This is a genomic window from Amycolatopsis rhabdoformis, from assembly GCF_035918295.1.
GTDB classification, from domain to species: Bacteria; Actinomycetota; Actinomycetes; order Mycobacteriales; family Pseudonocardiaceae; genus Amycolatopsis; species Amycolatopsis rhabdoformis.
The window spans coordinates 580,567-595,720 of the sequence record NZ_CP142149.1; the positions used below are offsets into that span (position 1 = coordinate 580,567).

The window sequence follows — 15,154 nt, forward strand, 5'->3', positions numbered from 1 at the left end:
GAGCCTACGCGGGGCGCGGGGTGGCGCGGACGGGCCCGAGTCGGCCACGATCTCGGGCGGGAGCACGAGCGGAGGGAGCGGCATGCGGATCACCGTGGCCGGCGGCGGGGTCGTCGGGCTGAGCTGCGCGTACCGGCTGGCGGAGGCGGGCCACCGCGTCACGGTCGTGACGGCGGGCAAACCGGCGGAGACGACGTCGGCCGTGGCCGGCGGCCTGATCTACCCGCCGGTGGTGCGGCCGGACGAGCGCGTGGTGCGCTGGACCGAGGCCACCGTCGGCGTGTACCGCTCGCTGCTGGCCGCGCCCGGGATCCGGTTCCTGCCGGGCTGGATTCGCGTGCCCGAAGACGCGCCCGATCCGCGCTGGCTCACCGCGATGACCGACGTCTCGCGCGAAGGCTCGGTGCTGTCGTTCACCACGGCGCTGGTGGACACGCCGGTGTACCTCACGTGGCTGGCCGAGCAGGTCGCCGCTCTGGGCGTGCGCACCGAGTACCGCACGCTCACCTCCACGGCCGATCTCGACGCCGACGTGGTGGTGAACGCCACGGGCCTCGCGGGCGGCGTGCTCGCGGGCGACGACACGCTCGTGCCGGTGCGCGGCCAGGTCGTGCACCTCGCCGACCCGGGGCTCACGTCGTGGTCGGTGGAGGAGGCCGACGGCGACCTGACCTACGTGATCCCGCACGGCCGGCACGTGGTCTGCGGCGGCACCGAGGAGATCGGGCGCAGCGACCTCGACCCGGACCCGGCCGTGGAGGCGGCCATCGTGCGCCGCTGCCGGCAGCTCGAACCGCGCCTGGCCGACGCCGCCGTGCTCGGCACGCGGGTCGGCCTGCGGCCCGGCCGTCCCAGCGTCCGCCTGGAGCGCGTCGGCGACCTGATCCACTGCTACGGCCACGGCGGCGCGGGCATCACGCTGGCGTGGGGCTGCGCCGACGACGTGGTTTCGCTCGTCGGCTGACCGACGCAGCGAATCGCCGGTGCGGCCCCCTGACTGCGCAACGAACGACGGGTGAAAGCAACGTTTCCCGGCTGAACTCCCCGCGTGCGGGATCTAGCCTGAACGCATGACGACGCTCGCCGGTCGGGAGACCGCCAGCCCTGCCTCCGCCGAGAGCTTCATCGAGCTCGACGAGCGGTGGAGCACGCACAACTACCACCCGCTGCCCGTCGTGATCGCCGAAGCCGAGGGCGCCACGGTGACCGACGTCGAGGGCAAGTCCTACCTCGACTTCCTGAGCGGCTACTCGGCGCTGAACTTCGGCCACCGCCACCCCGCGCTGATCGCCGCCGCCGTGGAGCAGCTGGGCCGCGTCACGCTCACCTCGCGCGCGTTCCACCACGACCAGCTCGGCCTGTTCTGCCGCGAGCTCGCCGAGCTCACGGGCACCGAGATGGTGCTGCCGATGAACTCCGGCGCCGAGGCCGTGGAGTCGGCCGTGAAGGTGGCGCGCAAGTGGGCGCACCAGGTGAAGGGCGTGCCCGACGGCACGGCCGAGATCGTGGTCGCCGGCGGCAACTTCCACGGCCGCACCACCACCATCGTCTCGTTCTCCACCGACGACACCGCCCGCGCCGACTTCGGCCCCTTCACCCCCGGCTTCGTCACCGTGCCCTACGGCGACGCCGACGCCCTGCGCGCGGCGATCTCCCCGCGGACCGCGGCCGTGCTGCTCGAGCCGGTGCAGGGCGAGGCCGGTGTGATCGTGCCGCCCGCCGGCTACTTCGCCGACGTCCGCCGCGCCTGCGACGAGCACGGCGTGCTCCTCATCGCCGACGAGATCCAGTCCGGCCTGGCCCGCACGGGCACTGTGCTGGCGCTGGACCACGAAGGCGTCCGCGCCGACGTCTACACCCTGGGCAAGGCCCTCGGCGGCGGCATCCTGCCCGTCTCCGCCGTGGTCGGCAGCCGCGCCGTGCTCGGCGTCCTGAAGCCGGGCGAACACGGCTCGACGTTCGGGGGCAATCCGGTGGCGTGCGCCGTGGGCCGCGCCGTGGTGCGCCTGCTGCAGACCGGCGAGTACCAGCAGCGCTCCACCGAACTGGGCGCCCACCTGCACTCCCGCTTGGCCTCTCTGATCGGCCACGGCCTTTCGACCGTCCGCGGCCGCGGCCTGTGGGCGGGCGTGGACATCGCCGCGGGCGGACCTTCGGGCCGCGAGGCGTCGGAGGCGCTGGCCGGGCTGGGCGTGCTGTGCAAGGAAACGCACGACCACACGCTGCGCATCGCGCCGCCGCTGGTGATCACGCGGGAGGAACTGGACCGCGGGATCGATGCGATCGCGAAGGTGGTGCAGGGGTAGTTCCGGGGAGCGTTTCGCCCGGTTCGCTCGTTGCTTCCGATATGGGACGAGGGGACTGGGTGGAACGCCCGCTGGTCGGCACGGACGACGTCGACCCCGCGCGGCTGTACGCGCGGGGCAAACGGCTGCGGGAGCGCGCGCCGGTCGAGGCGCACGACCACGACGCGGCGGGCGCCGGCCGGCCGGGGGTGCACGAGTACTTCGCGTCGAGCAACGCCGGGCGGCTGCCCGAGCTGGTCGAGCTGCGGCGGGAACGGATGGCGGCCTCGCCGTTCACGTTCTTCCGCGGCGCCGCCGGGCTGATGGCGGCCGACCTCGCGGGCTCACCGTCCTCGGGCCTCGTGGCGCAGCTGTGCGGCGACGCGCACGCGGCCAACTTCGGCCTCTACGGCACGCCCGAGGGCCGCATCGTGATGGACGTGAACGACTTCGACGAGACCGTGCCCGGGCCGTGGGAGTGGGATCTGAAGCGGCTTTCGGCGAGCCTCGTGCTGGCCGGCCGCGAGGGCGGCATCGGCGAGGACGGTTGCCGCGAAGCCGCGGAGGACGCGGTCAAGTCCTACCGGCGCACGATCCGCGCCTTGGCGCCCCTGCCGTTCCTGCGCTCGTGGAACGCCCTGCCCGACGCCTCCGCCGTGTCGCGCGCCCGCGCCGACGAGCTGATCGACGACTTCGCCGAAGCCGAGGAGAAGGCGCGCCGCAACACCAGTGCCAAGGTCGTGGCCAAGTGGACCCGGCACGTCGACGACCACGAGACCGGCCTGACCCGCCACCGATTCGTCGAGGACCCGCCCGTGCTCACGCACGTGGACGAAGCCACCGCCGAATCGGTCGTCGCCGGGCTGGTGTCCTATGTGGACACCCTGCGCGAGTCGCGGCGCACGCTGGTGGGGCGCTACCGCGTGGCCGACGTCGCGTTCCGTGTGGTCGGCACGGGCAGCGTCGGGCTGCGCAGCTACGTCGTGCTGCTGCACGGCAACGAGGACGAAGACCTGGTGCTGCAGGTGAAGCAGGCGCAGCCCTCGGCCTTGGCTCCGTACCTCGGCGTGCCGGCGCCCCGCCACGAAGGGCGCCGCATCGTGCACGGTGCCCGCCTCGTGCAGGCCGAAACCGACATCCTGCTCGGCTGGACCACGATCGACGGCGTTCCGTTCGTCGTCCGCCAGTTCCGCAACCTCAAGGGCGGCATCGACCCGGCCGCCCTGCGCAAGGACCACCTCGACGACTACGGCCGTCTCGCGGGCGCCCTGCTCGCCCGCGCCCACACGCGCTCGCTGCACCCGCAGCTGCTGGCCGGGTACTTCTCCGACGACGAGCACCTCGACGAGGCGATCGGCGCGTACGCGGTGCGCTACGCCGACCGGACGGAAGCCGACCACGCGGCGTTCACCGGCTGACCTGGCCGTGGCCTGGGCAAACTCGCCCGAGTGACGCTCTTCTCCGCGACCCGACCGGCAAGCGGCCCTTGACGCGAGCATCCGTAAGTTCTAGCTTACCGTTCGTGTCGACTTACGGAAGCGACCAGCTCGCCGCCCTCGCCGATCCCTCGCGCAGGGCGATCTTCGAGGCGCTGCGGGGCGGGCCGCGGGCGGTGGGGGAGCTGGCGGCGGCGCTGCCGATCAGCCGGCCGGCCGTGTCGCAGCACCTCAAGGTGCTCAAGGGCGCCGAGCTGGTCGTGGACGAGGCCGTGGGCACCAGGAGGCTCTACCGGTTGCGACCCGAGGGGATCGCGGCCTTGCGGGCCTACCTCGACGGCATGTGGGAAGACGCGTTGAGCTCGTTCGCGAAAAAAGCCGAGGAAACCGCCCCGGAAACCCGGCACGGAAGCGAGGAATCATGACGCTCGAACCGATTCGCAAGACGATCACGGTCCACTGCGGAAGGGAGCACGCGTTCAAGGTGTACACCGAGGGTTTCGACAGCTGGTGGCCGCGTGAGCACCACCTCGGCGACGGCGAGCTCGCCGAAGCCGTGATGGAAGGCAGAGAAGGCGGCCGCTGGTACGAGCGCCTCACCGACGGCTCCGAGTGCGACTGGGGGCGCGTGCTCGTGTGGGAGCCACCCGGCCGAGTGGTTCTGGCGTGGCAGATCGACGGCGACTGGAAGGCCGACCCGGACCCGGCGCGCGCGAGTGAGATCGAGGTGCGGTTCACCGCGGAAGGGCCGGGGACCACGCGAGTCGACGTGGAACACCGCGCGTTCGAGCGCCACGGGGCCACCGCGGCGAAGGTGCGCGACGGGGTGAACGGCGAGGGTGGCTGGAACGGGCTGCTGAAGATCTTCGCCGCGAAGGTCGCCTCCTGAGGTTATCGTCGCCGGATGGCGAAAAAGGACAACGGGACCCGGGTCCGCGACGCTCTCCGTGCCACGGCGGAGCTGCCGGATCCGGCGTCCTCACCGGTCGGGCCGGGCAAGAAGGACAAGGGCGAGAAGAAGCTCGCCACGGCCGGTGAGCGGCTCGACGCCCTGCAGGAGGCGCTCTACGCCGAGGGCCAGCCCGGGCCGGACGGCCGCAGCGTGCTGCTCGTGCTGCAGGGCATGGACACGTCCGGCAAGGGCGGCACCGTGCGCCACGTGCTGGGCCTGGTGAACCCGATGGGCGTGCGCTACAAGGGCTTCAAGGTGCCCACGCCGGCCGAGCGCCGGCACGATTTCCTGTGGCGCGTGCGCAAGGAGCTGCCCGCGGCGGGGCAGATCGGGGTGTTCGACCGGTCGCACTACGAGGACGTGCTCGTGCCCCGCGTGTCCGGCCTGCTCAGCGCGGCCGAGCGGCGCCGGCGGATCACGCAGATCAACGCGTTCGAGAAGGAAGTGGCGGCGGCCGGCACCACGATCGTCAAGGTGTTCCTGCACATCTCGCCCGAGGAGCAGCTGCGGCGGCTCGTGGCGCGGCTGGAGCGGCCCGAGAAGATCTGGAAGTTCGCGCCGTCCGACGTCGAGGCGCGCGACCACTGGCACGCGTACGCGCAGGCGTACGCCGAGCTGCTGGAGCGCACGTCCACCGACCACGCGCCGTGGTTCGTCGTGCCCGCCGATCGCAAGTGGTACCGCAACTGGGCCGTCGCGGAGCTGCTGATCGAGACGCTCACGGAGATGGCGCCGCGGTTCCCGGAGCCGCACTTCGACGTCGCCGAGCAGCTCGCGAAGCTCAAGGGTGATGGCGTGGGAGCCTGATCGTCTGGAAGAGTGCGGGAGTGACCGACTCTGCTCTCGACGACGTTCCGTTCCTGCGCCGCCAGGCCCGCACCCAGCGCTTCACCCTCGGCGCCCCCAAGCAGTTCCGCGTGGCCCCGGACGGCTCGCGCGTGCTGTTCCTGCGCAGTGAGACGGGCACGGACCCGCGGCACAGCCTGTGGTCGCTCGACCTCGCCGGTGGCGCGGAGACGAAGCTCGTGGACGCCGCCGAGCTGCTGCCCGGCGAAGAGGACCTGCCGCCCGAGGAGCGGGCCCGACGCGAGCGCGCCCGCGAGACCGGCGGCGGCGTGGTGGCCTACGGCGTGGACGACGCGTTCACCGTCGTCACGTTCACGCTGTCCGGCAAGCTCTACACGCTCGACCTGGCCACCGGCGCCACCGCGGTGCTCGTGGACGGTTCGGTCGTGGACCCGCGCCCGAACCCGACCGGCACCCACGTGGCCTACGTCCGCGACCGCCGCCTGCGCGTGATCGAGCTGGCCACGGGCACCGACCGGGCGCTCGTGGAGGAACCCGGCGAAGACATCGCGTGGGGCCTCGCGGAGTTCATCGCCGCCGAGGAGATGGACCGCACCCGCGGCTACTGGTGGTCACCCGACGGGCAGCACCTGATCGTCGAACGTTCCGACCGCGGTCCCGTGCCGCGCTGGACCATCGGTGACCCGGCCAACCCCGACCACCCCGCCAACGTGGTCGCCTACCCGTCGGCCGGCTCGCCCAACGCCGTGGTGTCCCTCGCGGTGCTGGGCCTCGACGGCAGCCGCGTCGACGTGGAGCGCGGCGACTGGGAGTACCTGGTCACGGTGCACTGGTCGGCCGGCGGCGCGCCGCTGCTCGCCGTGCAGCCGCGCGACCAGAAGCGCCTCACGGTGCTGGCCCTCGACCCGGCCGACGGCTCCGTGCGCGAGCTCCACACCGAGACCGACGAGCACTGGGTCGACATCGTGCAGGGTGTGCCCGCCTGGACGCCCGACGGCCGCCTCGTGACCACCAGCGCCGCCGACGGCGACCACCGCCTCGTGGTGGCCGGCGAACCCGTGACCCCGCCCGGCACGCAGGTGCGCGCGGTCCTGCACGCCGGCGACGAGGTGCTCTTCACCGCGTCGGAGGCCGACTCCACGCAGATCCACGTCTACCGCACCACCCCCGGCGGCGTGCAGCGACTGTCCACTGAGGACGGCGTGCACATCGGCTCCGGCAGCGCGGCGCTCACCGTGCTCACCGAGTGGAGCCTCGCCCACCCCGGCCCGGTCGTCTCGGTCCTGCGCGACGGCGCCCGGATCGCAGGCGTCGGCTCGTCCACTGTGGACCCCGAGATCGAGCCCAACCTCACTCTGCTCACGCTGGGGGAGCGCGGCCTGCGCGCCGCCCTCGTGCTGCCCCGCGGCTACGAGCCGAGCGAGGGCAAGCTGCCCGTGCTGCTCGACCCGTACGGCGGCCCGCACGCCCAGCGCGTGCTCCAGAGCCGCAACGCTTTCCTCACGCCGCAGTGGCTCGCCGACCAGGGCTTCGCCGTGCTCGTGACCGACGGCCGCGGCTCCCCGGGCCGCGGCCCGGCCTGGGAGCGCGAGATCGCGGGCCGCCTGGCCGACGTGACCCTCGCCGACCAGGTCGACGCCCTGCACGCCGCCGCGGCCGCGCACCCCGAGCTGGACCTCGAACGCGTCGCCATCCGCGGCTGGTCCTACGGCGGTTACCTCTCGGCCCTCGCGGTGCTGCGCCGCCCGGACGTGTTCCACGCCGGTGTCGCCGGTGCCCCGGTCACCGACTGGGCCCTCTACGACACCCACTACACCGAGCGCTACCTGGGCAAACCCCAGGACGCCCCCGAGGTGTATCGCCACAACTCGCTGATCGCCGACGCCGGCGAGCTCTCCCGCGCTCTGCTCGTCATCCACGGCCTGGCCGACGACAACGTGTTCCCCGCGCACTCGCTGCGCCTCTCGGGCGCCCTGCTCGCCAAGGGCCGCCCCCACGTGTTCCTGCCCCTGGCCGGCGCCACCCACATGACCCCGCAAGCCGAAGAGGTCGCCGAAAACCTCATGCGCACCCAGGTCGACTGGATCCTGCGCGAACTCGCCTCCGTCACCGTCGACAAGGAGAACGCATGACCCGCTGGGGCTTGACCATCCCGCTCACCGGCGTGCCGCTCACCGAGCACCGCACCCTGATCGAGCAACTGCCCGACCTCGGCTACACCGACGCCTGGACCGCCGAAACCGCCGGCACCGATGCGTTCACGCCCCTGGTGCTGGCCTCCCAGTGGGCCCCGCAGCTGCGCCTGGGCACCGCCATCGTGCCGGTCTACACGCGCGGCCCGGGCCTGCTGGCCATGAGCGCCTCCACCCTCGCCGAACTCGCCCCGGGCCGCTTCGTCCTCGGCATCGGCGCTTCTTCCCCGGTCATCGTCGAAGGCTGGAACGGCGGCGCGTTCGAGGAACCCTTCGCCCGCACCCGCGACACCCTCCACTTCCTCCGCTCCGCCCTGGCCGGCGAAAAGGTGTCCGAGAAGTACGACACCTTCGCCGTGAACAAGTTCCGCCTCGAACGCTCCCCGGACCCGGCCCCGGGCATCATGCTCGCCGCCCTCCGCCCCGGCATGCTCCGCCTGGCGGCAGCGGAAGCCGACGGCGCCATCACCAACTGGCTCGCCGCCACCGACGTCCCCCATGTTCGTAAAATCATCGGCCCCGACGTCGAACTCGCCGCCCGCATCTTCGTCTGCCCCACCGAAGACCGAGACGCCGCCCGCGCCCTGGGCCGCATGATGATCTCCAGCTACCTCACCGTCCCCGTCTACGCCAAATTCCACGACTGGCTCGGCCGCGGCGACGACCTCGCCCCCATGCACCAGGCCTGGGCCGCCGGCGACCGCAAAAAAGCCAACGAGGTCATCCCCGACCACGTCGTCGACTCCCTCATCATCCACGGCTCCGTCGACTCCTGCCGCGACCAGGTCCAGTCCTATGTAGACAACGGCCTGACCACCCCCATCATCGCCCTCCTCCCCACCGGCAACGACCCCTTCGACCTCGCCAGGGGCCTAGCCCCGAAGCGCTAAAAGCGCCGACCCACCCCGCCGCAACCCGGCACCGCCCACCACGAAACCGCCGGCCGCCAACTCACCTCAACCCCCACCAATCCGGTGCGCCCACCACGAAACCGGCACGGCCCACCACGAAACCGGCACGGCCCACCACCCAACCGCCGGCCGCCACGCAAACTCACCCCACCACCCAACCGCCGCGTCCCACCACGAAACCGGCACGGCCCACCACTCAACCGTCGGCCGCCACGCAAACTCACCCCGCGGCGCAACCGCCGCGTCCCACCACCAATCCGGCATGGCCCACCACCCAACCGCCGCCCGGCAACACAAACCCCCACCCCCACACAAGCCCTCCCTCACCCTTCCCCCACCCGGCCCCCCGATTCTTTTCCCCCACACGGTATGGATTGGTTTGTCAAGGCGTCTTTCCAGCCTTGACAAACCAATCCATACCGTCGTGACCCTGGAAAAATCGGGGTGCCCACCCTCCCCTCGACAACCTGCAACGGTGCGCCCCGCGCACCGAGCAGAACGAGACCCACCCCGACCCCCCAATTGGCCGACGCATCACCCCCACCAACCCCACCATCCTGAACACGGGACCCCCACCGCACCCCCGACGCAGTGGGTATCCGTACAGTTGCATAGGGTAGGCAAGGATACCCTAAGAAAGGTGGGCCAATGGGCGAATCGGGCGGAGATCCGGCAACCTGGCTATCCGGCGGCCCCAACGGCCCGAACCGTCTGGCCGAACTCATCCCCATCGCCCTCCACGGCATGGCCACCGGCATCACCGAACGCAACGGCCCCATCCCCTCCGGCGGCCCAGCCTCGGTAGCCGCCACCCTGGCCACCTCCGGTGCCACCCACCACCTCCCCAAGTCCGGTCTCGGCGCCCACCAAGCCCTGACGAAATACGCCACCCTCCTGGCCGCAGGCACCGCCGACCCAGCCGACCCGACCTGCGCCGCCCACCTCCACTGCCCCCCTCTGGCCGTCTCCGTCGCCGCCGACGTAGTGGCCTCAGCCCTCAACCCCTCCATGGACTCCTGGGACCAGGCCCCCATGGCCAGCGAGCTGGAAGCGGAGTTCCTCACCGGCATCGCCCACCTCTGCTACCCCCACGCACCGACCCCGGACGCCGTGGTCACCTCCGGCGGCACCGAGTCCAACCTCCTCGGTCTCCTCCTGGCACGGGAAACCGCCGCCACCACCATCCACCCGGTCTGCGGCGCCAACTCCCACCACAGCGTCTCCCGCGCGGCCTGGCTCCTCGGCCTCCCGGCCCCCGTCGTCGTGCCCTGCCAAGACGACCGCATGATCCCCTCGGCGCTGGCCGAAGCCCTCGCCCCGCTCGGCGCCTCGGCCGTGGTCGTCGCCACCGCCGGCACCACCAACACCGGCCGCATCGACCCCCTCGAGGACATCGCCCGCATCTGCCGCCTCTCCGGCGCCCGCCTCCACGTGGACGCGGCCTACGGCGGCATGCTCCTCTGCAGCGACACCCTGGCGCCTCGCCTGGCGGGCCTCGACCTCGCCGACTCCGTCGCGCTCGACATGCACAAGTTCGGCTGGCAACCCGTGGCCGCCGGCCTCTTCGCCGCCCGGAACGCCACTGACCTCTCCGCCCTGACCGTCCGCGCCGAGTACCTCAACGCCGACGACGACACCGAAGCCGGCCTCCCCGACCTCCTCGGCCGCTCGATCCGCACGTCCCGGCGCCCCGACGCGTTCCGCATGGCCGTGACCGTCGGCGCCCTCGGCACCGAAGGCCTGGGTGCCCTCGTGGAACGCTGCTGCACCACCGCGACCGAGGTGAACGAGCTGGTCGAGCGCCACCCCGCCCTGGAATCCTGGGGCGCCCCCGAACTCTCCACCGTCGTCTTCCGCCCCCGCGGCGCCGACGACGACCTCGTCGCCCGCATCCGCCGGACGCTCCTGGAATCCGGCACCGCCGTGATCGGCCGCGGCAGCCTCCCGTCGGGCCCCGACGGCGCACCCCGGCTCTGGCTGAAACTCACCCTGCTGCACCCGCACACCACGGCCGCGGACTACGTCGAGCTCCTCGACCAGGTCGTCGCGACGGCCGAGGCCGAGCGCGGCGTGACCGCACCGCAGAGCCCGGTCGCCTCGTGAGGCGGTTCGACCTCGCGGGCGTGGGGATCGGGCCGTTCAACCTGTCGCTCGCCGCGCTGGCCGACCCGCTCGAGCAGCTCGACGTGGTGCTCTTCGACGCCCGCCCGGAGTTTCGCTGGCACCCGGGCCTCCTGGTCGACGGCGCGACCCTGCAGGTGCCGTTCCTCGCCGACCTGGTGTCGCTCGTCGACCCGACCAGCCGGCACTCGTTCCTCAACTACCTGCGCGAACGCGGCCGCCTGCTTCCGTTCTACTTCGCCGAGCGCTTCCACCTGCCGCGCGCCGAGTACGACGACTACGGCCGCTGGGCCGCCGGCCGCCTGTCGGCGTGCCGCTTCGGCCACGAGGTCACCGGAATTCGCTGGCTTCCTGCGGAAGAGGCGTTCGAGCTGACGGTGACTGGTGCCGAACCGGTGCTGGCGGCGGCGGTGGTCCTCGGCGTCGGCACGCGGCCGAACGTGCCGGAGCCGTTGCGCGAGCTGGTCGCCGCGCCGGATGTACTGGCGCTGCACTCGGCGAACTACCTCACGCACCGCGCCGAGCTGCTGGCCGCCGACTCCGTGACGGTGGTCGGTTCGGGGCAGTCGGGGGCCGAGGTGTTCCTCGACCTGCTGCGGTCGCGGTCCACTGTGGACGGCCTGCGCTGGGTCGCGCGCACGCCGGCGTTCGCGCCGATGGAGTACTCGAAGCTGGGGCTCGAGCAGTTCACGCCCGACTACACCGCCTACTTCCACGGCCTGCCCGAGGCCGTGCGCGACCGGCTGCTGCCGGCGCAGTGGCAGCTGTACAAGGGAATCGACACCGAGACCATCGCGGCGATCCACGACGAGCTCTACCGCCTCAGCATCGGCGGCGGCTGGCCAGCCGCGGCGCTCACGCCCGGCGTCGAGGTCGTCTCGGCCACGAGCGGCGAGCGTGGGATCGAGCTGGGCCTGCGCCACGCCGAGCAGGGCAGCTCCGCCACGCATCGCACCACGGCGGTCGTCGCCGCGACCGGCTACGCGGAGACGCCGACCGAACCGCTGCTGCGTGAGCTGGCCGTGCGGCGCGACGAGCGCGGCCGCCTCGCGGTCGGCGCGGACAACCGGCTGGAGCTGGGCGACGGCGTGACCGGTTCCGTGTTCGTGCAGAACGCCGAACGCCACACGCACGGCCCCGGCGCGCCCGACCTCGGCCTCGGCGCCTGGCGCGCCGCGACGATCCTCAACGCGGTGTGCGGCAAAGCCGTGTACGACCTGCCCGACCGCACCGCCTTCACCACGTTCGGCCTGGAGAAGTCCGGCCGCGAAACCCCGCTCGAGACCCCGCTTGAAAACACGGAGGAGCAGTGACCCTGACCGAAGCCGCCGCCTGGCAGGCCGCGGGCTCGCTCGTCACGCACAAGATGCTCGGCGAGCTGTCCTACGAAGCGATGCTGCGCCCCGAGCCGGGCGAGCCGACCCGCGACGGCCACCGCACCTGGCACCTCGACCTCCCCGGCGGCGTCGCCTACCGCTTCGAGGCCCGCCGCGGCGCCTTCGAGTCGTGGACGGTGCTGCCGGGCAGCGCGGTCCGCAGCGCCGACGGCACCGAAACCCCCGCCGACGACCCGCGCACCCTCGTGGTCGACGCGCGGGAAACGCTGGGGCTCACCGGGTTGCGCCTCGCCGACGTGCTGGCCGAGCTCACCGCCACGGTCACCAACGAGGCCGCGCGCCTGCGCCGTGCCCCGAGCTCCGCCGAACTGTCCACGATGGACTACAACCTCGCCGACGGCCACCTCACCGGCCACCCGCGCCTGGTGCTGAACAAGGGCCGCGTCGGTTTCTCCGCGCCCGACCGGGCCCGCTACGCGCCCGAAGCGGGTGAGGACGTCCGCCTGCGCTGGTACGCCGTGCACCGCGACCTGGCGCGGTTCCGCTCGGTCGCGGGCCTCGACGCCGCCGCGCTGCTGAGCGACGAGCTCGACGAGGCCCAGCGCGCGGCGTTCACCGCGCGCGTGGCCGAAACCGGGGACCCGGCCGACTACGTGTGGGTGCCCGTGCACCCGTGGCAGGCCGACGAGATCCTCGGCACGCTGTACTCGGCCGAGCTGGCCACCGGCCGGATGATCGAGCTGGGGGAGAGCGCCGACGCCTACCGGCCGCACCAGACGGTGCGCACGCTCGCCAACCGCAGCCGCCCCGAGCGCCGCGACGTGAAGACGGCCGTGTCGGTGCGCAACACCCTCGTCTACCGCGGCCTGAACTCGGCGGCGACGCTGGCGGGACCGTCGGTCACCGAGTGGCTGCGCCGCGTCGACGCGGCCGATCCGCTGCTGTCGGAGAAGTACCGCTTCGCGTTGCTCGGCGAGGTGGCCAGCGTTTCGGTGCGCCACCCGCTTTTCGGCGCGCTCGAAGAGCTGCCCTACCGCTTCCACGAGACGCTCGGCGCGCTGTGGCGCGAGCCGCTCGTCACCACGCTGGCCGAGGGGGAGCGCGCGATCTCCTTCGCCGCCCTGCCCTACCGCGACGGCGACCGGGAAGCCGTGCTCACCCGGCTCATCACGCAGTCCGGCGACGGTGCCCAGGCGTGGCTTTCGCGGCTGTTCGACCTGCTGCTCACACCGCTGCTGCAGTGGCTCCTGCGCTACGGCGTCGGCTTCTGCCCCCACGGCCAGAACCTCATCCTCATCGTCGACGCCGCCGGCCGGCCGGTGCGGGTGGCCATCAAGGACTTCGCGCAGGGCGTGGACCTGATGGAGGGCGACCTGCCGTGTTACGCCGACCTCCCGCCCGAGGCCGACGCCGACATGCTGCGCTGGCCCGCGCACTTGCTCGCGCAGTCGCTGTTCAGCTCGGTGTTCTCGGGCCAGCTTCGGTTCTGGGCCGAGGTGCTGCTCGACGACGTCGGCCTCGCGCGCGGCGACTTCTGGGCCTTGGTGCGCGAAGTCGTCGGCCGCTACCGCGACGAAAACCCGGACGTGGCCGAGCGGTTCGACGCGTGCCGGCTGTTCGCGCCCGACGTGGAGCGCGTCACGCTCAACCGGGAGCACTTCGCCGGGCAGGGTTTCGACAAGGTCGAGCGCGACGACGAGTTCGACGTGCGCTGGGGCCGCGTGCCGAACCCGTTGCACGCGCCCGATCCGGACGGCGCGTGGTGACGCCGTTCGACCGCCCGGCCGGCCCTCGCTCGCTCACGGTGCGCGCGGAGGCGGGCTCGGCCGCGGCAGCCGTGCTGCGCCACGTGCTGGCCGACGAAGGCACGCGGCTGGTGCTGCTCGTGCCCGATCCCCACGCGCGGTTCGCCGCGGTGGAGCTGGAAGCGCCGTTCGCCGCGTCGGTGCTCGAAGACGGTTACGGCGTGTGCAGCTACGTCTTCGCCTGGACGCCGGAGCGGGAACCGCTGCCCGACACCGGTTCCCTCGGCGCGTACCTCGGCGGTTTCGGCGATCTGCGCATGCGGGTGGACGCCGCCACGGCCGTGCCGCTGGGCGATCGCACGTGGGCCGTGGTGTGTGACGCCGAGCTGCCGTCGGGTGCGCCGGCAGGGCTCGCGCCGCGCACGGTTCTGCGGACGCAGCTGGCCGCGCTCGAAGAGTTCGGGCTCGTGCCGTCGATCGGGATCGAGCACGAGGTGGTGTTCCGCGACGGCTCGGGCACACCGCTGACCGCGCACGGCGTGGACTACGCGGTGGGCGGCACCGAGCGGCTCACGCCGTTGCTCGCGGACCTGCGCTCCACCGCGTCGGTGCTCGGCGTGGAATCCGCGCGCGCCGAATGCCACCCGGGGCAGTACGAAGTGGTGCTGCGCCACCGCGACGCGCTCACCGCCTGCGACGACGCCCTGCTGCTGCAGTTGCTCACCCGCCGCGTGGCCGCACGCCACGACGCTCGCGCCGACTACCTCGCCGCCCCGGAACCGGGCCAGGGCAACTCGTGCCACGTGCATCTCTCGCTGTCCACTCCGGACGGACCGGCGGGTTTCCCGTTCGCCCTCGGCGCGTTTCTCGCCGGCGTGCTTCGCGACGCGCGAGCGCTCACGGCCGCGTGGGCGCCGACCTGGAACAGCTACGTCCGGCTTCGCACGGCGGCGTTCTCGCCGCGCGTGCTGCGCTGGGGCCACGACGACCGCACCGCCGCCGTCCGGCTCTGCGGCACACCGGCGTCGCCCCGGCTGGAGTTCCGCTTCGCCGGCGCCGACGCCCAGCCGCACCTCGTGGTGGCCGCGCTGGTGGCGGCGGGCTGCGCGGGCGTGGCCGACGGCCTCACCCCGCCCGATCCCGGCACGGTGGTGGGCGAACTCGCGCCCACGCCGTGGGAAGCGCTGGCGGAGCTGGAAAAGGGCCGCCTGGGCGAGCTGCTGGGTGGGGAAGTCTCCACCCAGCAGCTCACCCTGCTGAACCAGGAACTGACCGCGGGGCTCGACACCGTCACCGATTTCCAGCGTCGGCGAGGAGCCCTGCGGTCCTGACCCGGTCCACCTCCAGTGCCGCGGTGCGGCCCCGACC

The 15,154-nt window shown here is 72.8% G+C and carries 12 protein-coding genes; all 12 read left to right on the forward strand.

Translation table 11 applies throughout. The features are described 5' to 3' along the window. Positions 1–82 precede the first annotated feature (82 nt). A complete protein-coding gene (locus tag VSH64_RS02725) occupies positions 83–964 on the forward strand; it encodes an FAD-dependent oxidoreductase (protein WP_326833855.1) in 882 nt (293 codons plus the stop codon). A 106-nt stretch (positions 965–1,070) separates the two neighbouring features. Next, positions 1,071–2,306, forward strand: a complete 1,236-nt coding sequence (gene rocD, locus VSH64_RS02730; protein ID WP_326833856.1) for an ornithine--oxo-acid transaminase — start codon at positions 1,071–1,073, stop codon at positions 2,304–2,306. A 41-nt stretch (positions 2,307–2,347) separates the two neighbouring features. Then, positions 2,348–3,703 carry a DUF2252 domain-containing protein gene (locus VSH64_RS02735; protein WP_326833857.1) on the forward strand — a complete coding sequence of 452 codons (1,356 nt, stop codon included), beginning with the start codon at positions 2,348–2,350 and terminating at the stop codon, positions 3,701–3,703. A 104-nt stretch (positions 3,704–3,807) separates the two neighbouring features. Next, positions 3,808–4,146, forward strand: a complete 339-nt coding sequence (locus VSH64_RS02740; protein WP_326833858.1) for an ArsR/SmtB family transcription factor — start codon at positions 3,808–3,810, stop codon at positions 4,144–4,146. Continuing rightward, complete coding sequence (locus tag VSH64_RS02745; RefSeq protein WP_326833859.1) at positions 4,143–4,610, forward strand: SRPBCC family protein; 468 nt, start codon at positions 4,143–4,145, stop codon at positions 4,608–4,610. Before VSH64_RS02740 ends, VSH64_RS02745 begins: the two co-directional genes overlap by 4 nt. A 15-nt stretch (positions 4,611–4,625) precedes the next feature. Next, positions 4,626–5,480: a PPK2 family polyphosphate kinase gene (locus tag VSH64_RS02750; RefSeq protein WP_326833860.1), complete on the forward strand. Its 855-nt coding sequence runs from the start codon at positions 4,626–4,628 to the stop codon at positions 5,478–5,480. Between the two features lie 20 nt (positions 5,481–5,500). Continuing rightward, a complete protein-coding gene (locus VSH64_RS02755) occupies positions 5,501–7,612 on the forward strand; it encodes a S9 family peptidase (protein ID WP_326833861.1) in 2,112 nt (703 codons plus the stop codon). Further along, positions 7,609–8,562 (forward strand): LLM class F420-dependent oxidoreductase, encoded by a 954-nt coding sequence (locus tag VSH64_RS02760; RefSeq protein WP_326833862.1) that lies wholly within the window; start codon positions 7,609–7,611, stop codon positions 8,560–8,562. The genes VSH64_RS02755 and VSH64_RS02760 overlap by 4 nt, the downstream gene beginning before the upstream one ends. Before the next feature lie 669 nt (positions 8,563–9,231). Continuing rightward, on the forward strand, positions 9,232–10,686 hold the full coding sequence (locus VSH64_RS02765; protein WP_326833863.1) for a pyridoxal phosphate-dependent decarboxylase family protein: 1,455 nt from the start codon (positions 9,232–9,234) through the stop codon (positions 10,684–10,686). After that, positions 10,683–12,017, forward strand: a complete 1,335-nt coding sequence (locus tag VSH64_RS02770) for a lysine N(6)-hydroxylase/L-ornithine N(5)-oxygenase family protein (protein WP_326833864.1) — start codon at positions 10,683–10,685, stop codon at positions 12,015–12,017. The genes VSH64_RS02765 and VSH64_RS02770 overlap by 4 nt, the downstream gene beginning before the upstream one ends. Then, complete coding sequence (locus tag VSH64_RS02775) at positions 12,014–13,807, forward strand: IucA/IucC family protein (RefSeq protein WP_326833865.1); 1,794 nt, start codon at positions 12,014–12,016, stop codon at positions 13,805–13,807. Before VSH64_RS02770 ends, VSH64_RS02775 begins: the two co-directional genes overlap by 4 nt. Then, positions 13,804–15,117, forward strand: a complete 1,314-nt coding sequence (locus VSH64_RS02780) for a type I glutamate--ammonia ligase (protein WP_326837886.1) — start codon at positions 13,804–13,806, stop codon at positions 15,115–15,117. Before VSH64_RS02775 ends, VSH64_RS02780 begins: the two co-directional genes overlap by 4 nt. The last annotated feature ends 37 nt before the right edge of the window (positions 15,118–15,154 follow it).

Bases quoted from the DNA above. Each gene is read 5' to 3' on its own strand.
- VSH64_RS02735 (WP_326833857.1), top strand. From the start codon at position 2,348: ATGGGACGAGGGGACTGGGTGGAACGCCCGCTGGTCGGCACGGACGAC.
- VSH64_RS02750 (WP_326833860.1), top strand. From the start codon at position 4,626: ATGGCGAAAAAGGACAACGGGACCCGGGTCCGCGACGCTCTCCGTGCC.
- VSH64_RS02745 (WP_326833859.1), top strand. From the start codon at position 4,143: ATGACGCTCGAACCGATTCGCAAGACGATCACGGTCCACTGCGGAAGG.
- VSH64_RS02760 (WP_326833862.1), top strand. From the start codon at position 7,609: ATGACCCGCTGGGGCTTGACCATCCCGCTCACCGGCGTGCCGCTCACC.
- VSH64_RS02765 (WP_326833863.1), top strand. From the start codon at position 9,232: ATGGGCGAATCGGGCGGAGATCCGGCAACCTGGCTATCCGGCGGCCCC.
- VSH64_RS02725 (WP_326833855.1), top strand. From the start codon at position 83: ATGCGGATCACCGTGGCCGGCGGCGGGGTCGTCGGGCTGAGCTGCGCG.
- rocD (WP_326833856.1), top strand. From the start codon at position 1,071: ATGACGACGCTCGCCGGTCGGGAGACCGCCAGCCCTGCCTCCGCCGAG.